Origin of the sequence: Pseudomonas sp. PS02302, from assembly GCF_029959585.1 — a bacterium.
In the GTDB taxonomy this organism is placed as follows: Bacteria; Pseudomonadota; Gammaproteobacteria; order Pseudomonadales; family Pseudomonadaceae; genus Chryseomonas; species Chryseomonas aestiva.
In genome coordinates, this window is record NZ_JASCON010000087.1 from 1 (window position 1) to 22860 (window position 22860).

General features: G+C 67.3%; 22 protein-coding genes. 18 read left to right on the forward strand and 4 right to left on the reverse strand.

Features of this window, described 5'->3' with window-relative positions:
- Positions 1-125: 125 nt before the first annotated feature.
- A complete protein-coding gene (gene fepB / locus QMX82_RS21820; protein ID WP_282287506.1) occupies positions 126-1094 on the reverse strand; it encodes a Fe2+-enterobactin ABC transporter substrate-binding protein in 969 nt (322 codons plus the stop codon).
- A gap of 273 nt (positions 1095-1367) precedes the next feature.
- On the opposite strand from fepB, the gene QMX82_RS21825 reads away from it, so the two are divergent.
- From QMX82_RS21825 to dhbA, 4 genes are read left to right on the forward strand one after another with little or no spacing between them, the layout of a single operon-like run.
- Complete coding sequence (locus tag QMX82_RS21825; RefSeq protein WP_282287508.1) at positions 1368-2555, forward strand: isochorismate synthase; 1188 nt, start codon at positions 1368-1370, stop codon at positions 2553-2555.
- Entirely contained in the window at positions 2552-4177 is a 1626-nt protein-coding gene (locus QMX82_RS21830; protein WP_208691762.1) for a (2,3-dihydroxybenzoyl)adenylate synthase, read from the forward strand. The genes QMX82_RS21825 and QMX82_RS21830 overlap by 4 nt, the downstream gene beginning before the upstream one ends.
- A gap of 8 nt (positions 4178-4185) precedes the next feature.
- On the forward strand, positions 4186-5046 hold the full coding sequence (locus QMX82_RS21835; RefSeq protein WP_282287511.1) for an isochorismatase family protein: 861 nt from the start codon (positions 4186-4188) through the stop codon (positions 5044-5046).
- Positions 5047-5057: 11 nt separating this feature from the next.
- Positions 5058-5813 (forward strand): 2,3-dihydro-2,3-dihydroxybenzoate dehydrogenase, encoded by a 756-nt coding sequence (gene dhbA / locus QMX82_RS21840; protein WP_133861178.1) that lies wholly within the window; start codon positions 5058-5060, stop codon positions 5811-5813.
- 1413 nt (positions 5814-7226) lie between these two features.
- Here the strand turns inward: dhbA and rapA are convergent.
- The gene (rapA, locus tag QMX82_RS21845) at positions 7227-10061 is read right to left on the reverse strand and encodes an RNA polymerase-associated protein RapA (RefSeq protein WP_282287513.1); all 2835 of its coding nucleotides are present in this window, start codon (positions 10059-10061) and stop codon (positions 7227-7229) included.
- A 105-nt stretch (positions 10062-10166) separates the two neighbouring features.
- Here rapA and QMX82_RS21850 point away from each other — a divergent pair, with 105 nt between their 5' ends.
- The 4 genes from QMX82_RS21850 (at position 10167) to QMX82_RS21865 (ending at position 11752) form a co-directional block, all read left to right on the forward strand.
- Positions 10167-10433: an aspartate-semialdehyde dehydrogenase gene (locus QMX82_RS21850; RefSeq protein WP_282287515.1), complete on the forward strand. Its 267-nt coding sequence runs from the start codon at positions 10167-10169 to the stop codon at positions 10431-10433.
- Positions 10434-10435: 2 nt separating this feature from the next.
- Positions 10436-11020, forward strand: coding sequence for an alpha-ketoglutarate-dependent dioxygenase AlkB family protein (locus QMX82_RS21855; protein WP_208691758.1), 585 nt, complete (start codon positions 10436-10438; stop codon positions 11018-11020).
- Positions 11017-11175, forward strand: a complete 159-nt coding sequence (locus QMX82_RS21860) for a hypothetical protein (RefSeq protein ID WP_007160293.1) — start codon at positions 11017-11019, stop codon at positions 11173-11175. The genes QMX82_RS21855 and QMX82_RS21860 overlap by 4 nt, the downstream gene beginning before the upstream one ends.
- Before the next feature lie 130 nt (positions 11176-11305).
- Entirely contained in the window at positions 11306-11752 is a 447-nt protein-coding gene (locus QMX82_RS21865; RefSeq protein WP_017642155.1) for an Hsp20 family protein, read from the forward strand.
- A gap of 66 nt (positions 11753-11818) precedes the next feature.
- On the opposite strand, the gene QMX82_RS21870 is transcribed toward QMX82_RS21865, so the two are convergent.
- Positions 11819-12727, reverse strand: a complete 909-nt coding sequence (locus tag QMX82_RS21870; protein WP_282287523.1) for a LysR family transcriptional regulator — start codon at positions 12725-12727, stop codon at positions 11819-11821.
- A gap of 91 nt (positions 12728-12818) precedes the next feature.
- Here QMX82_RS21870 and QMX82_RS21875 point away from each other — a divergent pair, with 91 nt between their 5' ends.
- Genes QMX82_RS21875 through aroQ form a run of 6 tightly spaced genes read left to right on the forward strand, consistent with a single transcriptional unit; the run spans position 12819 to position 17127 of the window.
- Positions 12819-13769: a ketopantoate reductase family protein gene (locus tag QMX82_RS21875; RefSeq protein WP_282287525.1), complete on the forward strand. Its 951-nt coding sequence runs from the start codon at positions 12819-12821 to the stop codon at positions 13767-13769.
- The gene (locus QMX82_RS21880; RefSeq protein WP_282287527.1) at positions 13766-14161 is read left to right on the forward strand and encodes a VOC family protein; all 396 of its coding nucleotides are present in this window, start codon (positions 13766-13768) and stop codon (positions 14159-14161) included. Before QMX82_RS21875 ends, QMX82_RS21880 begins: the two co-directional genes overlap by 4 nt.
- Positions 14162-14169: 8 nt before the next feature.
- Entirely contained in the window at positions 14170-14628 is a 459-nt protein-coding gene (locus tag QMX82_RS21885) for a MaoC family dehydratase (protein ID WP_282287528.1), read from the forward strand.
- Positions 14625-15857 carry a CaiB/BaiF CoA transferase family protein gene (locus tag QMX82_RS21890; RefSeq protein ID WP_282287530.1) on the forward strand — a complete coding sequence of 411 codons (1233 nt, stop codon included), beginning with the start codon at positions 14625-14627 and terminating at the stop codon, positions 15855-15857. The genes QMX82_RS21885 and QMX82_RS21890 overlap by 4 nt, the downstream gene beginning before the upstream one ends.
- Entirely contained in the window at positions 15854-16672 is an 819-nt protein-coding gene (aroE, locus tag QMX82_RS21895) for a shikimate dehydrogenase (protein ID WP_282287531.1), read from the forward strand. The genes QMX82_RS21890 and aroE overlap by 4 nt, the downstream gene beginning before the upstream one ends.
- A gap of 8 nt (positions 16673-16680) precedes the next feature.
- Positions 16681-17127, forward strand: a complete 447-nt coding sequence (gene aroQ / locus QMX82_RS21900) for a type II 3-dehydroquinate dehydratase (protein WP_133861167.1) — start codon at positions 16681-16683, stop codon at positions 17125-17127.
- Between the two features lie 190 nt (positions 17128-17317).
- On the opposite strand, the gene QMX82_RS21905 is transcribed toward aroQ, so the two are convergent.
- Positions 17318-17824, reverse strand: a complete 507-nt coding sequence (locus QMX82_RS21905; protein ID WP_282287534.1) for a cupin domain-containing protein — start codon at positions 17822-17824, stop codon at positions 17318-17320.
- 88 nt (positions 17825-17912) lie between these two features.
- On the opposite strand from QMX82_RS21905, the gene QMX82_RS21910 reads away from it, so the two are divergent.
- The 4 genes from QMX82_RS21910 to QMX82_RS21925 form a co-directional block, all read left to right on the forward strand.
- Positions 17913-20135 carry an ABC transporter substrate-binding protein gene (locus QMX82_RS21910; RefSeq protein ID WP_282287535.1) on the forward strand — a complete coding sequence of 741 codons (2223 nt, stop codon included), beginning with the start codon at positions 17913-17915 and terminating at the stop codon, positions 20133-20135.
- Positions 20132-21109 (forward strand): ABC transporter permease, encoded by a 978-nt coding sequence (locus tag QMX82_RS21915; protein WP_282287537.1) that lies wholly within the window; start codon positions 20132-20134, stop codon positions 21107-21109. The genes QMX82_RS21910 and QMX82_RS21915 overlap by 4 nt, the downstream gene beginning before the upstream one ends.
- A 5-nt stretch (positions 21110-21114) precedes the next feature.
- Positions 21115-22572 carry an ABC transporter permease gene (locus tag QMX82_RS21920; protein WP_282287539.1) on the forward strand — a complete coding sequence of 486 codons (1458 nt, stop codon included), beginning with the start codon at positions 21115-21117 and terminating at the stop codon, positions 22570-22572.
- The coding region (locus QMX82_RS21925) for an ATP-binding cassette domain-containing protein (RefSeq protein ID WP_282287542.1) at positions 22569-22860 on the forward strand (292 nt) is incomplete at its 3' end. The genes QMX82_RS21920 and QMX82_RS21925, both read left to right, overlap by 4 nt.

Consider the following 22860-nt stretch of genomic DNA (forward strand, 5'->3'; position numbering starts at 1 on the left):
GCCATGGGCCGCTCCTACAGGCTAGACGGTACCTGTAGGAGCGGCCCATGGCCGCGATCACCCAAACACCGATGTCTTGTAGGAGCGGCCGCATCGGCGGACCGCCCTGGCCACGACTGCTCTATTCAAGGCTTGGCGTAGCGCTGTTCCAGGCGATCCAGCAGCAGGTTGGCGCTGTAGGGGTCGAGACGGAAGGTCTCGGCGCCCAGGGCTTCCACACGGTTGTCCTTGACCGCCGGCAGGTGCGCCAGCAGCGGATTGCCGCGGACCGCCTCGGCTTCCTTGGCGTCCGCGGCGAACAGCAGGAAGGTCTGGCCCGTGAGGCCGGTGGCGACGTTTTCGCCGGCGAGCTGGAGGATGTCATGGCGCTGCCCCTGGCTATGACCGGTCTCCAGTCCCGCCGGCAGCGCCGCCAGTTCGAAGCCCAGGCTTTCCAGCAACTGGCCCTGGGAGGAGGCGGCGGTCCAGAGATTGGCCTGGCGCGTCGCCGGGTTGTAGACGAAGGCCGATACCGGTTGCGGCGGCAGCTGCAGGCGCACCTTGAGCTCGGCGACACGCCGGTCGAAATCGGCGACCACCTGGCTGGCGGCGTCCTCGCGGCCGGTGGCCTGACCGAGCAGCTCCACCACCTGTTGCCAGCTGCGATTGTCGTAACCCACCACCAGCACCGGGGCGATGGCCTTGAGTTGCTCGACCAGGCGCAGCGCCGAATCGTTGCCGGCGGCGCTGACCAGGATCAGGTCCGGTGCCTCGGCGGCCACGGCTTCGGCATTGGCTTCGCCGATGTACAGCCGTTTCACGTCGCGCTGCTTGGCGACCGCGCCCCACTGTCGCAGGAAGCCCTGGTCATCGGCGAATCTGTTGTTGGGCGAGGTGGCACCGCTGGCCACCACCGGCGCGCCGATGGCGAGCAGGGAGCCGGTGAGGGTGACGCTGGTGGAAACGATGCGTTGCGGCTTGGCGGGCAGGGTGACCTGGCTGCCGTCGGCGCTGATCTGCCGGGGCCAGTCCGCCGCCCGGGCGGTACCGCCCAGCGCCAGGATCGCGAGAACCAGGGTGGTGAGAATGCGAAACACTGACGACAAGCTGAACATGAACGCCTTCCGGTTGTAAGATAATAACTCTCATTTTCAAAGAAGCGCTCCCTGGCAGCAAGTCGTTCCGATCAAACCGCCGATACACCGGCGGGGAAGGGCAGGAGATAACCCCAGGCGGCCTTCTGTCCGGTGGATATTTATCTTTAATTTCAGAGATTTGCCGGATAAACGGGAATTTCGTTCGGTTCCTAACGAATTGACTTTCCAGCATCCGGTGCGTTAGCTTCTGCTTATTGATAAGCATTATCATTCGTGTAGAGGTTCATCGAAATGACCAGCAAGAGGGCCGAGAGGATCGGAGACGTAGGCGCCGATCGTCGGGAACAGGCCGCATTCCTGTTCCAGTCGGGTGATCGCGTCCTGCAGGGGCGGGGCGTCTGTGCCCGGGTCGAGACACCGGCCAGCGGTGGTGCACACCGGGACAGCCTGTTCCTCCACGCCGTGGAAGAGGCCTTCGCCCGTGCCCGCCAGGCCGGCATCGCCGAGCCGGTGATCATGGGTGCCATTCCCTTCGATACCACTCGGCCCTCCTGTCTCTATGTGCCCCGGGAGCATGCCTGGGTGGCTCGTCCGGCGCCGGTCAGCGGCGCGCCAGTCGCCCCGGCGCAGGTGCGCGAGGTGCGCAACCTGCCCAGTGCGGATGGTTTCTGCCTGGCGGTGGAGGAGGCCATCGAGGCCTTCCGCCGCGGCGAGCTGAGCAAGGCGGTGCTGTCGCGGATCCAGGAGATCCACCTGGCCGAACCCGCCGACGTGGATGCCATCCTCGCCAATCTGGCGCGGCAGAATCCCACCGGCTATCAATTCCGCATCCCCCTCGCCGAGGGCGGCGAGCTGGTCGGAGTCAGCCCCGAGTTGCTGGTGCGCAAGCAGGGCGCCCGGGTCCACACCAATCCGCTGGCGGGTTCGGCCAAGCGTCGCGCCGATCCGCAGGAAGATCAGCGTGTCGCCCGTGACCTGCTGGAGTCCAGCAAGGATCACTACGAGCACCGCCTGGTGATCGAGGACATCCGCCAGCAGCTGGCACCGCTGTGCAGCCGGCTGGACGTGCCCGAAGGGCCTTCGCTGCTCAGCACCAACGCCATGTGGCACCTGTCCACCGCCATCGATGGCGAGCTGGCCGACAGTCGCACCTCGGCGCTGCAGCTCGCCTGCCGCCTGCATCCGACCCCGGCGGTCTGCGGTTTTCCCACGGCGGCGGCGCGCCAGCTGATCCAGCGCATCGAGCCCTTCGACCGCGGCCTGTTCACCGGCATGGTCGGCTGGTGCGATGCCCAGGGCAACGGCGAGTGGGTCGTCACCATCCGCTGCGGCACGGTGCAGGGCGACTGGCTGCGGCTGTTCGCCGGCGCCGGCATCGTCGAAGCCTCGGATCCGGCGGCGGAGTGGGCCGAGGTCACCGCCAAACTGGGCACCATGCGTGCCGCCTGTGGTTTGCTCGACGAGGAGAACCCCACGTGAGTCTGGAATTCACCCCCTGGCCGGAAGACCTGGCGGCCCGCTATCGCGCCCTGGGTTACTGGCCCGATCTGCCGATGACCGAGATCCTGGCGCGCAGCCGCGCGGCCCTGCCCGAGGCGCCGGCGATCCTCTGCGGCGAGCGGCAGCTGAGCTATGCCGAGCTGGACGAGCGTTCCAGTCGCCTGGCCGCTCACCTGCAGGCCGCCGGGCTGCGTCGTCACGACACCGCCCTGGTGCAACTGCCCAACGTGGCCGAGTTCTATGTGGTGTTCTTCGCCCTGCTCAAGGTGGGCATCGCCCCGGTCAATGCGTTGTTCAGCCACCAGAAGCTGGAGCTGCTCGCCTATGCGCAGCAGATCCAGCCCCGGCTGCTGATCGCCTCTCGCGAGCACAACCTGTTCCGCGACGACAACTTCCTTGGCGAGTTGCGCGACGTGGCGCCCGGCCTCGACGAGGTGCTGCTGGATGGCGCCGATGACACACGCAGCCTGCAGCAGCGTCTGGATACCCCGCTGGACGGTTTTCAGCTGATGCCTACCGCCGGTGGCGAGGTGGCCTTCTTCCAGCTCTCCGGGGGTAGCACTGGCACGCCCAAGCTGATTCCGCGTACCCACAACGACTACTACTACAGCCTCAGACGCAGCGTCGAAATCTGCCGCCTGACCCCGGCCACGCGCTTTCTCTGCGCCCTGCCGGCGGGCCACAACTACACCCTCAGCTCGCCCGGCGCCCTGGGCGTCTTCATCGCCGGTGGCTGCGTGGTCATGGCCCGCGATCCCGAGCCGCTGCGCTGCTTCGCGCTGATCGAGCGTCATCAGGTGGACTGGGTGGCCCTGGTACCGCCGGCGGTGGCGCTCTGGCTGCAGGCCGCGGCCGCCCCCGAGCAGCGCGCCCGGCTGGCCAGCCTGCGCGTGATGCAGGTGGGCGGTGCCAGCTTCGCCGAGGCCCAGGCCCGCCGCGTGCCCGCGGAACTGGGCTGCCAGCTGCAGCAGGTGTTCGGCATGGCCGAGGGCCTGGTCAACTACACCCGCCTGGACGACGAGCCCGAGCGCATTTTCACCACCCAGGGCCGTCCCATGAGTCCGGATGACGAGGTGCGCATCACCGACGAGGACGGAAATCCAGTGCCCGACGGCGAGCCGGGCCTGCTGTCCACCCGCGGTCCCTACACCTTTCGCGGCTACTACCGCAGCCCCGAGCACAATGCCCAGGTGTTCGATGCCGAGGGTTTCTACTTCTCCGGCGACGTGGTCCAGCGCGATGCCGCCGGCTATCTCAAGGTAGTCGGCCGGGTGAAGGATCAGATCAACCGCGGCGGCGAGAAGATCGCCGCCGCCGAGATCGAGGGGCTGCTGCTGCGCCATCCCGGCATCACCCACGCGGCCCTGGTCGCCATCGCCGACGAGTTGATGGGCGAGAAGAGCTGCGCCTGCCTGGTGGTGAGCGATCCGGCACTCAAGCCGGTGGCGCTGCGTCGCTATCTGCGCGAGCAGGGCGTGGCCGAATACAAGCTGCCGGACCGTTTCCAGTTCCTTGACCAGCTGCCGCTCACCGCCGTCGGCAAGATCGACAAGCGGCGCCTGCGCGAGCAGCTGCAGACCCCTTCCACCGAGCGTTCCTAAGGTTTCCCATGGCTATCCCCCGTCTTGCTTCCTATCCCTTGCCCCAGCCCGACGGCTTTCCCGCCAACAAGGTCGACTGGACACCGGCGGCCGACCGCGCCGTGCTGCTGATCCACGACATGCAGCGCTATTTCGTCGAGTTCTATGGCGACAGCAGCCCGCTGATCGACCAGGTGGTGGCCAACATCGCCGCGCTGCGTGCCTGGGCCGATGCCCAGGGCGTGCCGGTGGTCTATACCGCCCAGCCCACCGACCAGCCGCCGGCCGATCGTGCCCTGCTCAACGACATGTGGGGGCCGGGCCTGACCCAGGTCGATCCCGCGCTGCAGCAGGTGGTGGACGAACTGGCACCCAAGGACGGTGACGTGGTGCTGACCAAGTGGCGCTATAGCGCCTTCCACCGTTCCAACCTGCAGGACCTGATGACCGAGTGGCGGCGCGATCAGCTGATCGTCTGCGGCGTCTATGCCCATATCGGCTGCCTGACCACCTGCACCGACGCCTTCATGAAGGACATCCAGGCCTTCCTGATCGGCGATGCCGTGGCCGACTTCAGCGAAGAAGAGCACCGCATGGCGCTGCGCTACGTGGCGACCCGTTGCGGCAGTACCCTGAGCACCGCCCAGGTCACCGGCGGCGCGGTAACCCTGGACGAAGCCTGGCTGCGTGCCCAGGTCCAGCCGCTGCTGGACGCTGACGACGAAGAGCCGGCGCTGGACGACAACCTCACCGATTTCGGTCTGGATTCGGTGCAGGTCATGACCCTGGTGGGCGAGTGGCAGAAGCGCGGCCTGCCGGTCACCTTCGCCGATCTCGCCGCCCAGCCGACCCTGCAGGGCTGGCTGGATCTGCTGCGCGCGCGCGCCTGAGGAGTCTCCTGATGACGCAACTGGATTTCACCGGCAAGCGCGTCTGGGTGACCGGCGCGGGGCAGGGCATCGGCTTGCAAGTGGCGCGCCGCTTCCAGGCGGCCGGCGCCGAGGTGGTCGGACTCGACCGACAATTCGCCGAGCGCAGCTATCCGTTCCGCACCCAGCTGCTGGATGTCGCCGATGCGGCCCAGGTCGAGGACGTCTGCCAGGCGCTGCTGGCCGAAGAACGCCGTCTGGACGTGCTGGTCAACGGCGCTGGCGTCTTGCGCCTGGGCACCAGCGACAGCCTGAGCCTGGACGACTGGCAGGCGCTGCTGGACGTCAACGTCTCCGGTCCCTTCTACCTGTTCCGCCAACTGGTGCCGCTGTTCAAGGCCCAGGGCCAGGGCGCCATCGTCAACATCGCCTCCAATGCCGCCCATGTGCCGCGCCTGCAGATGGCCGGCTACTGCACCTCCAAGGCGGCGCTGGTGTCCCTGAGCCACTGCGTGGCCCTGGAACTGGCCGGGTCGGGCGTGCGCTGCAATGTGGTCTCGCCGGGCTCCACGGCGACCCCCATGCTGGCCGGCATGCTCGGCTCGCCCGAGGGCTATCAGCGCCTGGTGGACGGCCTGCCGGAAGACTTCAAGCTGGGCATCCCGCTGCGCAAGATCGCCCAGCCCGACGAGATCGCCAACACCGTGCTGTTCCTCGCCTCGGACCTGGCCAGCCATATCACCATGCAGGATATCGTGGTGGACGGCGGCGCGACGCTGGCGGCGTGAGGGATTTTCGCAGGTTGGGTTGAGCGCCAGCGCGGCGGGTTCGCGTCCATCCGTTGGGCTTCGACGATGGAGCCGTCTCAACCCAACCTACGGCCGGGCGCGGGGATCAATCACGAGTTTGCCTGCGCTGACGCGGCTGAGCCCCTGCTCGAACAGCCCCCTCTCCCCTCGGGAGAGGGCTGGGGCGAGGGCGCGCCCAGCGACGGAGTCCAGTGGAAAAGGCTGCGCCGTTTTCCACGCTACGGGCGTCAGCAGCTCCGTAGTTCGGGTTGAGCGCCAGCGAAGCCCAAGGCGACGGGTTCGACTCCGTCTGTTGGGCTTCGACGATGGAGCCGTCTCAACCCAACCTACGGCCGGGTGCGCTGAGCGATCCCGAACTTGCCGGAGCTGATGAAGCGGAGCGCTAGCTCGAACAACCCCCTCTCCCCTCGGGAGAGGGTTGGGGTGAGGGCGCGCCCAGCGACGGAGTCCAGTGGAAAAGGCTGCGCCGTTTTCCACGCTACGGCGTCAGCAGTTCCGTAGCTTGGGTTGAGCGTCAGCGAAGCCCAGCGCGACGGGTTCGACTCCGTCTGTTGGGCTACGACGATGGAGCCGTCTCAACCCAACCTACGGCCGGGCGCGCTGAGCGATCCCGAGCTTGTGACGCGGCTAAGCCCCTGCTCGAACAGCCCCCTCTCCCCTCGGGAGAGGGTTGGGGTGAGGGCGCGCCCAGCTACGGAGTCAGCAGTTCCGTAGCTTGGGTTGAGCGTCAGCGAAGCCCAAGGCGACGGGTTCGACTCCGTCCGTTGGGCTTCGACGATGAGGCTGTCTCACCCAACCTACGGCCGGGTGCGCTGAGCGATCCCGAACTTGCCGGGGCTGATGAAGCAGAACGCTAGCTCGAACAACCCCCTCTCCCCTCGGGAGAGGGTTGGGGTGAGGGCGCGCCCAGCGACGGAGTCCAGTGGAAAAGGCTGCGCCGTTTTCCACGCTACGGCGTCAGCAGCTCCGTAGTTCGGGTTGAGCGCCAGCGAAGCCCAAGGCGACGGGTTCGACTCTGTCTGTTGGGCTTCGACGATGAGGCTGTCTCACCCAACCTACGGCCGGGTGCGCTGAGCGATCCCGAGCTTGCCGGAGCTGATGAAGCGTAACGCTTGCTCGAACAGCCCCCTCTCCCCTCGGGAGAGGGGTGGGGTGAGGGCGCGCCCAGCGACGGAGTCCAGTGGAAAAGGCTGCGCCGTTTTCCACGCTACGGCGTCAGCAGTTCCGTAGTTTGGGTTGAGCGCCAGCGCAGCCCAACGAGAGATTACCCTGCGACCACGGCGTGTTGGGCTTCGACGATGGAGCTGTCTCAACCCAACCTACAAGGTCACGCCCAAGCGCGAGTCTCGTAGGTTGGGTTGAGCGCTAGCGAAGCCCAACAGTGCGACCGGCCTAGCCCGCCACCAGCACCCGAATGGCTTCCAGGCGCAGCGAGGCCTTGTCCAGGTAGGTCAGGCCTTCTTCGCGCTGCTGGCGCAGGCGATCGATCTCGTCCTGGCGGACGCTGGAATTGACCGCGCGCAGGGCTTCCAGGCGGGCGATTTCTTCGTCCATACCCGACACATAGGCCTGGCGGGCCTTGGCGACGCGTTCCTCGTGGCGGGGCAGGGCCTTGTCTTCGCCACCGCCGATCAGCTTGGCCAGGGAATCGCGCTGGGCCTGGACGAACTTGTTGGCGCTGGCACGTGGCACGCTTTCCAGCTGATCGTTGAGGGTCTCGAAGGCCACCCGGGCAGCCAGGTCGTTGCCGTTGGCGTCCAGCAGGCAGCGGATCGCCAGCGGCGGCAGGTAACGACCCAGTTGCAGGGCGCGCGGCGCCACCGCCTCGCTGATGTAGATCAGCTCCAGCAGCACGGTGCCCGCCTTGAGCGCCTTGTTCTTGATCAGCGCCACGGCGGTGTTGCCCATGGAGCCGGACATCACCAGGTCCATGCCGCCCTGGGCCATGGGGTGCTCCCAGGTCAGGAATTGCATGTCTTCGCGGACCAGGGCCACGTTGCGGTCGTAGGTGATGGTCACGCCTTCGTCGTTGCCAAGGGGGAAGCCGGCGTCGAGCATCTTCTCGCTGGGCTTGAGGATCAGGGCGTTGTCGGAGTGGTCCTCGCTGTCGATGCCGAAGGCGTTGAACAGCTCTTCCATGTACATCGGCAGGGCGAACTGGTCGTCCTGGTCGAGGATGTCCTCGACCAGCTGCTCGCCTGCGCCGGCACCGGAAGAATTGAGTTCCAGCAGGCGGTCGCGACCGTTGTGCAGTTCGGTCTCCAGCGCGGCGCGCGCCTGGGCACCCTGTTCCAGCAGGGCCTGCCAGGTGGCGTCGTCGCCACCGGCCAGCTGCTCGTCGAGCTCGCTGGCGAAGCGTGCCTGGAGGGCGCTGCCGGTCGGCGAGGTGGCCAGAAAGGCGTTCAGTGCCTGGTGGTACCACTGGAACTGGCGTTCCTGGCGGCTGCCTTCGAGATAGGGCACGTGCAGCTGGATGGTGTGGCGCTGGCCGATCCGGTCGAGACGGCCGATGCGCTGCTCCAGCAGGTCCGGGTGGGCCGGCAGGTCGAACAGCACCAGGTGGTGGGCGAACTGGAAGTTGCGGCCTTCACTGCCGATCTCGGAGCAGATCAGCACCTGGGCGCCAAACTCCTCGTCGGCGAAGTAGGCGGCGGCGCGGTCGCGTTCGAGGATGCTCATGCCTTCGTGGAAGGTCGTGGCGGGGATGCCGGACTTGAGGCGCAGGGCGTCTTCCAGGTCCAGGGCGGTTTCCATGCGCGCACAGATGACCAGCACCTTGTGCGGCTTGAGCGCCTTGAGGGTGTCGATCAGCCATTCGACGCGGCCATCGTGACGCCACCAGCGATCGTTGTCGTCTTCCGGGGCGAATTCGGTCTCCGGCTGCAGCGACTGGCCGGGCATGACGCCTTCGTCCAGGTAGGCATCCGGGAAGGGCAGGGCGTGGGCGTGCAGCTCGCGCTCGGGGAAGCCCTTGACCGCGGCGCGGGTGTTGCGGAACAGCACCCGGCCGGTGCCGTGGCGATCCAGCAGCTCGCGCACCAGGCGGGCGCGGGCGTCGGCATCGCCGGCCGCGGCGGCGGCCAGCAGGGCCTCGCCTTCCGGGCCGAGGAAGCCGCCGATGGCGTCCTGGGCGGCCGGGCTCAGGGCGCCGGCGTCGAGCAGTTCCTGCACGGCCTCGGCCACCGGGCGGTAGTGCTGGGACTCCTGCTGGAAGGCGGCGAAGTCATGGAAGCGGCTGGGGTCGAGCAGGCGCAGGCGGGCGAAGTGGCTGTCCTGGCCCAGTTGCTCGGGGGTCGCGGTGAGCAGCAGCACGCCGGGGATGACCTCGCCGAGTTGCTCGACCAGGCTGTATTCGCGGCTGGCGCCCTCGGGGTGCCAGACCAGGTGGTGGGCTTCGTCGACCACCAGCAGGTCCCAGCCGGCGGCGAAGGCGGCATCCTGGGCCTTTTCGTCGCGCACCAGCCAGTCCAGGGAGACCAGGGCGAGCTGGGCGTCCTCGAAGGGATTGCCGTCTTCGCTGGCCATGAAGCGCTCGGCGTCGAACAGCGCCACTTCCAGATTGAAGCGGCGGCGCATCTCCACCAGCCACTGGTGCTGGAGATTTTCCGGGACCAGGATCAGCACGCGGCTGGCGCGACCGCTGAGCAGCTGGCGATGGATCACCAGGCCGGCTTCGATGGTCTTGCCCAGGCCCACCTCGTCGGCCAGCAGGACGCGCGGCGCGACCCGGTCGGCCACGCTGCGGGCGATGTGCAGCTGGTGCGGGATTGGCTGGGCGCGGGTGCCGCCGAGGCCCCAGAGGCTGGACTGCAGCAGGCGGTTGCGATGCTCGTGGGTGTGATAGCGCAGGCCGAACCAGGGCAGGGGATCGATCTGCCCGGCGAACAGGCGGTCACTGGCCACGCGGAACTGGATGAAGTTCGACAGCTGGGCCTCGGGCACGCTGCGTGCCTCGCGCTCGGCGGTGAAGCCGTGGTAGGTCAGCAGGCCGTCCGCTTCGGACACCTCGCGCACGGTGAGCTTCCAGCCCTCGAAGTGAGTCACCTCGTCGCCCGGGGCGAAGCGCACCCGGGTCAGCGGGGCGTTGCGCTGGGCATACTGGCGCGTCTCACCGGTGGCTGGATAGAGCACCGTGAGCAGGCGGCCGTCAAGGGCCAGGATGGTTCCCAGGCCCAGTTCGGCCTCACTGTCACTGATCCAGCGTTGTCCCGGTTGATGCGACGCCATGTGGAAGCTTCTCCCCAGCTATCAAAAAGCCGGCTATTTTAGCGAAAGCGGAGTCAGAAGCCTAACGCGCTCTTTGCCGCAGTCCGCGAATTCGAGGTCCCCGTCATGATCCCTGCCATTCCGCCGCCCGGCGTGACCCCGCCAAACCAGCTGGATCCCGCCCCGGTGCGGCCAGCCATCGCCCCCATAGCGCCCGTGCAGCCGGCGGCCGAGACCGCCCACGCACCCCTCGAGGACGAAGCCACCCTGGACCGCGAGGCACGTCGCCGCCGCCGGCAGCGCGAAGCCCTGCGCCAGGGGCTCGGCGCCGAGCGCGCCCAGGCGCTGGAAGAGCCGGAGCAGGTGGGTGTCCAGGTGGATCTGCGGGTCTAGCCATGGTCGAGCGCCTGGAACTGGACGACGCCGAGCTGGCCTTCCAGCCGCACTGGCTGCCGGCGGAAACCGCCGACGCCTGGCTGCGGCAACTCGACGCCGAAACCCCCTGGAGCCAGCCGCAGGTGCGGGTGTACGGGCGCTGGCATCCGGTGCCGCGGCACGTCGCCTGGTACGCCGACCCGGGCGTGGTCTACGGCTACGCCGGCCTGGACCACGCCGCCTTGCCCTGGACACCCCTGCTGCAGCGGATTCGCGAAGCCGTCGAGGCGGCCTGCGGCCAGGGCTTCAATGGCGTGCTGCTCAATCGCTATCGCAACGGCCAGGACTCCATGGGCTGGCACAGCGACGACGAGGCCAGCCTTGGCGCCAATCCGCTGATCGCCTCGCTCAATCTCGGGGCCGCGCGGCGTTTCGACTTTCGCCGCAAGGGCACCAGCCGCATCGGCCATTCCCTGGAACTGGGTCACGGCAGCCTGCTGGTCATGGCCGGCGCGACCCAGCATCATTGGCAGCACCAGATCGCCAAGACCCGCAAAGCCAGCGGGTTGCGGCTGAATCTCACCTTTCGCCGGATAGCGACATGAGCGACGACAGCAATCTCATCGACTTCACCACCGAGCGCGGCAAGCGCATCCACGACCTCAAGGAGCGCCGCCTGCAGGAGGTGCGCTCGGCCTTCGAGCAGGCGCTGCCGCTGACCGCGGCCAAGAAGAAAAAGCGCAAGCCGAAGAAGAAATAGCGGGCACTACCGTTCGTCGGGTTTTGCCCTTGAAATTTTTTGGAGAATTCCTATCTAGGTTCGTGCGGGATGCCGAAGTCGGGTCCCGCAGGCAATACCGAAACTTGCTGAACCTATCAGGAGATTCACCATGAGCAATGTACTGTCCCTGGCCCCGCTGTTCCGTCATTCCGTCGGCTTCGACCGGTTCAACGACCTGTTCGAATCCGCGCTGCGCAACGACGCTGGCAGCTCCTATCCGCCCTACAACGTCGAGAAGCACGGTGACGACCAGTATCGCATCGTGATCGCCGCCGCCGGTCTCCAGGAAGATGACCTGGACATCGAAGTCGAGCGTGGCGTGCTCACCGTCAAGGGTGGCCGGCGCGAAAACAGCGCCGAGAGCGTGACCTTCCTGCATCAGGGCATCGCCCAGCGCGCCTTCAAGCTGTCCTTCCGCCTCGCCGACCATATCGAGGTGAAGGGTGCCGATCTCAAGCATGGCCTGCTGAGCATCGAACTGGTGCGTGTGATCCCGGAAGAAGCCAAGCCCAAGCGCATCGCCATCTCCGGCCAGCGCCCGGCCCTGGACAACTGATCGTCCAGGCGTCCTGCCCAAGAGCCCCAGCCCCGCGCTGGGGCTCTTTCGTTTGCGGTCCCTGCGCTAGCGATGGTGGCCGAAGAGCTCCAGCAGCACCCCGCGCAACCAGCGGTTGCCGGCATCTTGGTGATAGCGCGCGTGCCAGTGCTGCCTGACCGCGAAGCCCTCGATCGCTACCGGGCATTCGTGGACCCTGAGGCCGTAGGTCTGCGCCAGGGTGGTACCGATGTGCCGCGGCAGGGTGACGATGAGGTCGGAGTTCCCGACCACCGCGCCGACGCCCAGAAAGCCGGGTAGCTCCAGCACGATGCGGCGCTGCACCCCGGCGCGCAGCAGACCCGCTTCCAGCAGCTTCTGCCCGGTGCCGGCGCTGACCAGCACATGGCCCTCCTCGGCGTAGGCCGTGGCGGGTAGTTGCTCGCCGAGCCGCGGATGGCGGGCGCTGACCAGGCAGACCCAGTCCTGGGGAAACAGCAGTTGCTGATAGAGGCTGCCGCCCAGCCAGGGAATGAAGCCGACCGCCAGGTCCGCTTCACCGATTTCCAGCGCCTGTTCGGTGTTGCCGTCGATCCGCGCGATTTCCAGCCGTACCCCGGGCGCCACCTCGCGCAGCTGCGCCAGGATCCGTGGCAGCAGGGTGATGTGGCTGGCATCGCTCAGGCAGAGGCGAAACAGCCGCTGGGCGGTGGCGGGCTCGAAGGCGACCTCCCAGGCCACCAGGCGGCGCAGGGATTCGAGCACTTCGCGACACGGGGTGATCAGGGCCTCGGCTTGCGGCGTGGGCTTCATGCCGCCAGGCGTGCGCACGAACAGCGGATCGCGCAGCTGCTGACGCAACTTGCCCAGCCAGAGGCTGATGGTGGGTTGGCTCTGGCCCAGCTGTTCGGCGGCCCGGGTGACGCTGCCGGTGCGGTAGAGCACCTCGAACAGCATCAGCAGCTTGGGTTCGGGCAGGCCATCCGTAGGTAGCATTATCAGAATTCCTGATGGGCGAATTGAGCTCTTTGTATAGCTCAATAGCAGACGCGGGCCTAGGGTAGGGCGAAAACAAGGAGCCCAATCCATGAAGATCTGCATCCTCGGGGCCGGCGCTCTGGGCAGCACCTTTGGTGCCTGGTTGAGCGAGGCGGGACACGAGACCTGGCTGCTCAACCGCCCTAATGCCCATATCGAGGCGGTCGCCCATGACGGCCTGGACATCGAGACCACCGATGGCAGGCGCCGGGTTCAGGTGCGGGCGGCGGTCAGCGCCGAGACGGTCGGGGTAGTGGATCTGGTGGTGGTGCTGGTCAAGTCCTTCGCCACCCGAGCGGCCATGAGCGATGCCCGGGCGCTGGTCGGTCCGCATACCCTGGTGCTGTCGTTGCAGAACGGCCTCGGCCACGAAGAGCTGCTGGCCGAGATCGTCGGCCAGGAGCGAGTGATCGCCGGCAAGACCTATGTCGGTGGCGTGCTGCTCGGCCCCGGGCGAATTCGCAGCGGGGTAGTGGGCAAGCGCACGCTCATCGGCGAACTCGACGGCCAGCTCTCCGCGCGCGTCCAGGCCGTCGCCGCGGTCTTCGAGGACGCGGGACTGGCTACCACGGTCAGCAGCAACATCCGCGGCACCCTCTGGGACAAGCTGCTGGTCAACGTCGCCACCGGCGCCCTGACCGGCATCACCCAGCTCACCTATGGCCAGCTCTACAGCGAGCCACTGCTGCGCGACACCGCTTTGCAGGCGGTCGCCGAGGCCATCGCGGTGGCCCGCGCCGCCGGAGTCGAGCTGGGCCTGCGCGAGCCCCAGGCGGCCTGGGAGCTGGCACGCGAAGGGTTGCCGACGTCCTTCAAGACCTCCCTGCTGCAGAGCCTGCAGAAGGGCTCCATCACCGAAATCGACTTCATCAACGGCGCGGTGGTGCGGCTCGGCCAGCAGTACCGCGTGCCCACGCCGGTCAACGCCACCCTGGTCGCCTGCATCAAGGGTATCGAGCGCGCCCTGGCCGATCGACAACAAGAGGACGCCAAACCATGAGCATTCCCAAGGCCTATCTGGAACACGTGGCCATCTGGGTGAAGGACATCCACTGGCATATCCGCTTCTTCCACGAGGTGTTCGGCATGACCCTGCGCGAGGTGCAGGGCACGGTCGAGGCGCCCAGTCAGTACTGGACGCTGGGCGGGATGCAATTCATGAGCAAGCCTGACTTCGAAGGCCCCGAGGGGCGCCTGGGTCATCTGGGACTGATGTGCGAGGACCTCGATGCCGCCCTGGCCGCGGCCCGGCGCTTCGAGGGGGTGGAGCAACTGCCCCAGGGCCACAACTGGCTGCGCCTGCCCGATGGCCTGGCGCTGGAATTCATCCAGGCCGTGCCGGCCCGCGCCGTGCACGACGCCCTGGCCGTCAACGCCCGTCAAGCCGAGTGACAGCGACCATGACCGTACAGGAAAAATATTTCGAGGATGCCCGCGAGGGCGACGAGGCGCTCACGCCGAGCTACCAGGTCACCAGGGAGCGCATCCTGGCCTACGCCGACCTCACCGGCGACCATACCCCGGTCCATGTCGACGAGGCCTATGCCAATGCCAGCCACTTCGGCGGCCTGGTCGCTCATGGCCTGATGGGGCTGTCCATCGCCGACGGTCTCAAGACCCAGTGCGACTACCGCTTCCTGCCAGGCATGTCGCTGGGCTGGACCTGGGACTTCCTCCTGCCGATCCGCGTCGGCGACGAATTGCACGTCAGGGTACGCGTGGGGTCCATGCGCCCGAGCAAGAGCAAGCCGGGCTGGGGCATCGTGGTGCTGCCCTCGGAGCTGATCAACCAGAAGGGGGAAGTGGTCCAGCGCGGCGAACACCGGCTGATGGTGCCGCGGCGGGAGGGTGCGGTATGAGCCAGCCACTGCCGCTACAAGGCCTAAGGGTCATCGACTACAGCCACTTCCTCGCCGGCCCCTACGTGGGACGCTGCCTGGCGGCCTTGGGCGCCGAGGTGATCAAGGTGGAGCGGCCCGGCAGCGGCGATGCCGGCCGCCAGCACGCCTTCGTCCTCGACGACCAGCAGAGCGGCTATTTCCTGCAACTCAACATGGGCAAGCAGGGGGTCAGCGTCAACATGAAGGACCCGCGCGGCAAGGCCTTCATGCAGCAGCTCTGCGACAGCGCCGACGTCTTCATCGAGAACTACCGACCCGGCGCCCTGGACAGGCTCGGCCTGGGCTATGCGGAGCTGTCGGCGCGCAATCCGCGACTGGTGTACTGCTCGATTTCCGCCTACGGCCACACCGGACCGGACGCCCATCGCGCCGGCTTCGGGCTGATCGCCGAGGCCAAGAGCGGCATCATGCAGATGGTTGGCACGCCGGGCGAGGCGCCGCCGCTGCTGCGCATCTCCCTGGGCGACATGTACACCGGCGCCCATGCGGTGGCCGCCATCAACGCGGCGCTGCTGGGCCGGGTCACCAGCGGGCGTGGCCAGCACATCGACATGGCGCTGTACGACACCCTGGTATCGATGCACGAGTACGCGGTGCAGTGCTATACCCTGTCCGGCGGCGAGATCCTGCCGCAGCAGACCGGCCACGACATGCCCACCTCGACCCTCTATGGCGTGTTTCGCGCCCAGGACGGCGACCTGGTGATCGCCGCCCAGGTGGACGACTCCTGGAAGCGCTTCGCCGCCCTGGTCGAGCAGGACGCGAACCAGCCGGGCTTTGGCAGCGACCTGCGCTTCCACACCTCCACCGGCCGCAACGCCCACCGCGAAGCCATCCTGCCCATCGTCAAGGCCTGGGTGGCGGCCAATCCGGTCGCACGGCTGCTGGCCCTGCTCGACGAGATCGACGTGCCCTGTGCCAAGGTGCAGCGCATCGACGAGGTGATCGCGGATCCGCAGATCAAGGCGCGCGGCATGATCCAGGAACAGCAGCACCCGCGCTTCGGCACCCTGCGCATGCCCAATCTGCCGTTCCGCTTTTCCGAGTGCGACACCACCATCCAGCAGGTGGCGCCGGACCTCGGTGAGCACAACGCTGCCGTCGCCCAGAGCCTGGGCTACAGCGCGGAAGACATCGCCCGGCTGCAGGCCGACGGCGTGCTGTTCAGCCAGGAGCCCTGCGCATGACCGACCACTACGCGGTGATCGGCCGCCCGATCAACCACACCAAGTCGCCGCTGATCCATGGCCTGTTCGCCGCCACCACCGGGCAGGACCTGGAATACGGCGCCATCGAGGGCTCGCCGGAGGACTTCGCTGGCGACGTGCAGCGCTTTCGCGCCCAGGGCGGGCAGGGCCTGAACGTGACCGCGCCGTTCAAGCTGCAGGCCTTCCAGCTGGCCACCGAGTCCAGCGAAAGGGCACGGCTGGCCCGGGCGGCCAACGCCCTGAAGTTCGAGGGCGAGCGGGTGCTGGCGGAGAACTTCGACGGCATCGGCCTGCTGCGCGACATCGAGGTCAATCTCGGTCAACCCCTGGCCGGCAAGCGGGTGCTGTTGCTGGGCGCCGGTGGTGCGGTGCGTGGCGCCCTGTTGCCCTTTCTCGCCGCCGGACCGACGGAATTGGTGATGGCCAATCGCGATGGGCGGAAGGCGGCTGGGCTAGCTCAGGAGATCGGGCACCCGCTGCTGAGCGTGCGGAGCTACGCGGCTCTGGAAGGGGAGACCTTCGATCTGGTGATCAACGCCACCTCCGCCAGCCTGGTTGGCGAACTGCCGCCGGTGCCGGCAGGCGTCTTCACCAAGGCGGCGCTGGCCTATGAACTGGCCTACGGCAAGGGTCTGACGCCCTTCCTGCGCCTCGCCCGGGAGCAAGGCGTGGCGCAACTGGCGGACGGCGTGGGCATGCTGGTGGAACAGGCCGCCGAAGCCTTCGCCTGGTGGCGCGGCGTGCGCCCCGAGACCCGGCCGGTCATCGACCAGCTGACCCTCCCCCTGACCTGAGCGGACCCATGAAGATCCTGATGCTGCACGGTATCAACCACAACATGTTCGGCAAGCGCGATCCGCTGCAGTACGGCACCGTGACCCTGGCCGAGATCGACGCCAGGCTGACGGCCTTGGGCGCGGAACTGGGCGTCGAGGTGGAAAGCTTCCAGAGCAACCACGAAGGGGCGATGGTGGAGCGCATCCATCGGGGCTATGAGGAGGGCGTCGACGCGGTACTGATCAACGCCGGCGCCTGGACCCACTACAGCTATGGCATCCGCGACGCCCTGGCGATCCTTACCGTGCCGGTGGTGGAGCTGCACATGTCTAACATCCACGCGCGTGAGAGTTTCCGCCATCACTCGGTATTCGCCGAGATCGTGCTGGGGCAGATCGCCGGCTTCGGCGTGGACAGCTACCTGCTGGCGCTACGCGCGGCAGTGAGCGCGGCCCAGGCGCGCAAAGCCTGAGCCGCCGACCCTCACCCCAACCCTCTCCCCAAGGGCGAGGGGGCGCTCCCACAGATCACGCGCAAAGGTGCTGGCTGAGGTCATGTTGGGCTTCGTAGGTTGGATTGAGGCGGCTCCATCGCCGAAGCCCAACGGCCGGGGCTAGCCTTCGAGCGCGGCAGGTGGGAGAGGCCATGCCCAATGACTGTGCCTAGTCGCTAGACTTCCGGGCCTCACCCGCATGCGGCCCCAACTCCCGCTGCGGACACTCCCGCCACTGCTTATCCCCCAGACCTGCGGTGTATTCCGGATGCAGCGGATAGTGCAGCCGATTATCCGCTCGGCTGGTATCGCCCACGACCAGCAGTTCCACCGGCTCCGTGGTCTCGTTGATGAAGGTATGGGCAACACCGTCGCCGGCCTTGAAGCCCACGCCGTCGCCTGGCTTGAGCCGGTGGACGTGGCCGTCGATCCAGGCGGTGGGATGACCGGCGATCACATAGACGAATTCGTCTTCGGTCGCCTCGGCATGGGGCCTTGAGGTGCGCCGGCCGGGTGGCAGCCATTCATGGTGGATACCCAGGCGGGCGAAGCCGAAGTGGCGGCCGAAGGCGGCGCCCAGGGAAAAGCGCTCGTCACTGTCGGGATAGCCGGGGCCGTCCGGAGCCTGGAGCTGGGACCAGTGGGCGATCTTGTCGAAATCTTTCCGGGATTGCATGGGGTGCTGCGCCTCGCGGGAAAATAGCTCAAGCTTGGTGGTTTAGGCGGATGCTGCCGCCTCAGGTCTCTTTCGGTGCAGGAACGCGATGCCCAGACTGTCCAGACAACTCCTCGCACTCCTGACCCTGGCGCTGCTCGGTGGCTGTTCACCCGATACGCCGATCAACAGCCCCTACCGCGCTGGCGCCGAAGGCCAGAATACCCTCTATACCGCCTTCACCACCCGTTCGCCGAAGTACCTCGATCCGGCCAGTTCCTATTCCGGTGACGAGACCAACTTCACCTACAACATCTATGAACCGCTCTACGGCTACCACTACTTCAAGCGGCCCTACGAGCTGATCCCCCGCGGCGCGGAGCGGGTGATCGCACCCTATTACCTGGACGCCCAGGGCCGGCGCCTGCCGGATGATGCACCGCCGGCGCAGATCGCTCAGAGCGTCTACGACATCCCCATCCGCCGCGACGCCCGCTATGCGCCTCATCCGGCCTTTGCCCGGGATGCCCAGGGCCACTACCGCTACTTCCCGATCCAGCCTGCCGACCTGGCCGATCGCTACCAGATCCCCGACTTTTCCGAGACCGGCAGCCGCGCCCTGACCGCCGCCGACTATGCCTATGGCCTGCGCCGCCTGGCCAGTCCGCGGCTGGTCTCGCCCAGCTATGCCATCTTCGCCGAGCATCTGGTGGGCATGCAGGCCTTTGGTGAAGGCCTGCGCGCTGCCGACAAGGCTCTGCGCGCCAGCCTGCCCAAGGGCGCGCCGCTGCCCTGGCTGGACCTGCGCCAGGGTGAGCTGCCCGGGGTCGAGGTGCTGGATGAGCACACCTTGCGCCTGCGGGTGATCGGCAAGTACCCCCAGTTCAGCTACTGGCTGGCCATGACCTTCGCCGCGCCGGTGCCCTGGGAGGCGGATCGCTTCTACAGCCAGCCGGGCATGACCGAGCACAATCTCGGTTTCAACAGCTGGCCGGTGGGCACCGGGCCCTATCGGCTGGCCGAATCCATCCCCAATCGCCGCCATGTGCTGGCGCGCAATCCCAATTATCACGCCGATCCCTATCCCTGCGAGGGAGAGCCCGAGGATCGCGAACAGGGCCGGCTGGACGACTGCGGCAAGCCCATGCCGCTGATCGACCGCGCGGTGTTCAGCCTGGAAAAGGAAGGGGTGCCGCTGATGGGCAAGTTCATCCAGGGCTACTACGACACCCCCCAGGTCGAGCGCGGCGAATATGGCGTGGCGCTGCGCACCAAGGCCGGTGATTCGGCCGATTCCGCCGAACTCTATCGCGAGCGCGGCCTCAAGTTGCCCACCGCGGTGGAGGCGTCCAACTGGTACCTGGGCTTCAACTGGCTGGATCCGGTGGTGGGGCAGGGCGCCACACCCGAGCAACAGGCACGCAATCGCAAGCTGCGCCAGGCGCTGTCCATCGCCTTCGACTGGGAGAGCTACATCACCGTCTTCCTCAACGGTAACGGCCTGGTCGCCAATGGCCCGCTGCCGCCGGGGGTGCTGGGCTATGAGGCGCCGCCGGCCGGCAGCAACCCGGTGGTCTATCGGTTGGTGGATGGCAAGCCCGAGCGGCGGCCCATCGAAGAGGCCAGGCAACTGCTGGCCGACGCCGGCTATCCCGACGGCCGCGACGCCAGCAGCGGGCGGCCGCTGATCCTGCAATACGACGCCCAGAGCAGTGGCGACAGCGCCATGTTCGACTGGATGCGCCAGCAGACCGCCAAGCTGGGTATCCAGCTGGAATTGCGCGGCTCGGACTACAACAGATTCCAGGACAAGATGCGCAAGGGCGCGGCGCAGATCTTCTTCTGGGGCTGGAACGCCGACTATCCCGATGCCGAGAACTTCCTCTTCCTCTTCTACGGTCCCCAGGGCAAGGCCAAGCACGGTGGCGAGAATGCCGGCAACTACAGCAATGCCGAATACGACCGGCTGTTCGAGCAGATGAAGAGTCTCGACGATGGTCCGGAAAAGGTCGCCCTGATCCGGCGCATGGTCGCCCTCGTGCAGCAGGACGCACCCTGGCTGTTCGGCTGGAATCCCCTGTCGGCCGGGGCCTATCAACAGTGGGTCTACAACGCCAAGCCGACCCAGATGGTGCGCGATCAGCTGCGCTATCTGCGCCTGGACCCGGCGCTGCGCGAGCGCAAGGTGCTGGAGTGGAACCGGCCGGTGCTCTGGCCGCTGTGGCTGCTCTTGGGCGTGGCATTGCTGCTGGCCTGGCCGGCCTGGCGCAGCCTCCGGCGCCGCGAGCGCCAGACCGCCTTTGGCGACGACACCGGGGAGGGGCGGTCATGATCGGCTATCTGCTGCGGCGCCTGGCCTATGGCGTGCTCATCCTGATCGGGGTGAATCTGCTGACCTTCCTGCTGTTCTTTACCGTCAACACCCCGGACGACATGGCGCGTCTGGCCATCGGTGGCAAGTACGTCACCGCCGAAGCCATCGAGGACTGGAAGGCAGAGCACGGCTACGACAAGCCACTGCTCATCAATACCACCCGTGAAGGAATGGAGCAGCTTACCGATACCCTCTTCTTCGACCGGTCGGTCAGTCTGCTGGTGTTCGACTTCGGCACCTCCGACAGCGGTCGCGACATCGGCCGGGAGATCGCCGAGCGCGCCGGACCGAGCCTGGCGCTGGCGCTGCCGACCTTTGTCCTCGGTCTGGTCGCCAGCATCGGTTTCGCCCTCCTGCTGGTGTTCTTTCGCGCCACCCGCCTGGACTTCTGGGGCGTGGTGCTCTGCGTGCTGCTACTGTCGATCTCCTCGCTGTTCTACATCATCGCCGGCCAGTGGCTGTTCGCGAAGATCCTGCGGCTGGTGCCCTATTCGGGTTATGAAGAAGGCTGGAATCTGCTGCGCTTCCTGGCGCTGCCGGTGCTGGTCGCGGTGATTTCCGGATTGGGCAGCCAGGCACGCTTCTATCGCGCGCTGTTTCTCGAAGAGATCGGCAAGGACTATGTGCGCACCGCCCGCGCCAAGGGCCTGGCCGAGCGCCAGGTGCTGTTGCGCCATGTGCTGCGCAATGCGGCGCTGCCAATCCTTACCGGCGTGGTCTCGGCCATTCCGCTGCTGATCATGGGCAGCCTGATCGCCGAATCCTTCTTTGGCATTCCCGGCCTGGGCAGCTACACCATCGACGCCATCAACGGCCAGGACTTCGCCGTGGTCCGTACCATGGTGTTCCTCGGCTCGGTGCTCTACATCGTCGGCCTGATCCTGGCGGACCTGTCCTACACCCTCGCCGATCCGCGCGTTCGCTTCAGGTAGCCGCCATGCCGAAATTCGTCTTGCTCTGGACCGACCTCGCCCTCTACCTGCTGGTGGCCGGTACCCTGGTCTATGCCTGGCGCGCGCGTCGCCAGCCAGCCCTGCGCGCGAGTTGGCGGCGGGTGCTGCAGGATGCGCCGGCGATGAGCGCGGCCGTGGTGCTGGCCAGCTTCGTCGCCATCGCCCTGCTGGATTCCGTTCATTACCGGCCGCAACTACCCGCCACGCCCGGCGCCACGGCGCCGATCTATTCGCCCACGGTGCTCTCGGCCCTCGATGGCCTGCTGGCCGACACCAGCCTGACCCTGCGCGAAAAGACCTATTCCGCGCCACTCGCCACCCACCAGTTCACCAAGGAAACCCTGGGTACCAGCCCCGAGGGCCTGCCGCTGCGCGACTTCCCGCGCCTCAAGCATGCCGGTACCACCTTGAGCGATCCCGCTACCGAGTGGCGGGGCGATCTTCTCAAGCGACTGACGTTGGGCCTGCTCGGCGGCCTGGCGCTGGCCCTGGCCACCGCGGCGCTGGCGGCGGCACGGTTGCGCGAGACGGGTGTTTTCGCGGTCCGCTGCGGACTCATCCTCCGTGGCCACACCGCCACTCCCTGGCGCGCCATCCTGCTGACCTGGCTGGGCGTCTGCCTGGTGACCGGCAGCGTGATCGCCCTGGCCAGCGGCTATCACGTGCTGGGCACCGACAGCACCGGCAACGACGTCCTCTACCAGTCGCTCAAGAGCATCCGCACCGCCTTCGTCATCGGCAGCCTGACCACCCTGGCCATGCTGCCGCCGGCGATCGGCTTCGGCCTGGCCGCCGGCTATTTCAAGGGCCGGGTGGACGACGTCATCACCTACCTCTACACCACCCTGACCTCCATCCCCGGGGTGCTACTGGTGGCGGCCTGCGTGTTGATGATGCAGGTGTTCATCGACCGCCATCCCGAGCTGTTCGACACCGGTGCGGCGCGGGCCGACCTGCGCCTCTTCATGCTCTGCCTGATTCTCGGTCTCACCGGCTGGGCCGGGCTGTGCCGTCTGCTACGCGCCGAGGCGCTCAAGTTGCGCGAGCTGGAATACGTCCAGGCCGCACGAGCCTTTGGCGTATCCCACTTCACTATCCTGCGTCGGCACCTGCTGCCCAACGTCTTCTACCTGGTGCTCATCACCCTGACCCTGGAGTTCTCCAGCCTGGTGCTCTACGAGGCGGTGCTGTCCTACCTGGGCATCGGCGTCGACCCGACCATGAATTCCTTCGGCTCCATGATCAACGATGCCCGGACCGAGATGTCCCGTACCCCGATGATCTGGTGGAATCTGCTCAGCGCCTTCGCCTTCATGCTGGCCCTGGTGCTGGCGGCCAATCTGTTCGCCGATGCCGTGCGCGACGCCTTCGATCCGCGCAGTCGCCGGCTGAGATCCGCCTGGCTCGGACGTCGCCCCGGCCAGGGGGAGGTGCAACCATGACCCCGGTGCTGGAGATTCGCGATCTGGAGATACTGGTCGAGGGCGAGGAGGGCACACGGCAGGCGGTCCGTGGCCTGAGCCTGGCCATCGCCCGTGGCGAGACCTTCGCCCTGGTAGGCGAGTCGGGCAGTGGCAAGAGCGTCACGGCGCTCTCGCTGCTGCGGCTGCTGCCACCGTCACTGGGTATCGCCCGCGGCGCGGCGCTGCTGGCCGGGACCGACCTGCATCGACTGCCGGAAGGCCGCCTGCGCGAACTGCGCGGCGTCCGCGTCGGCACCATCTTCCAGG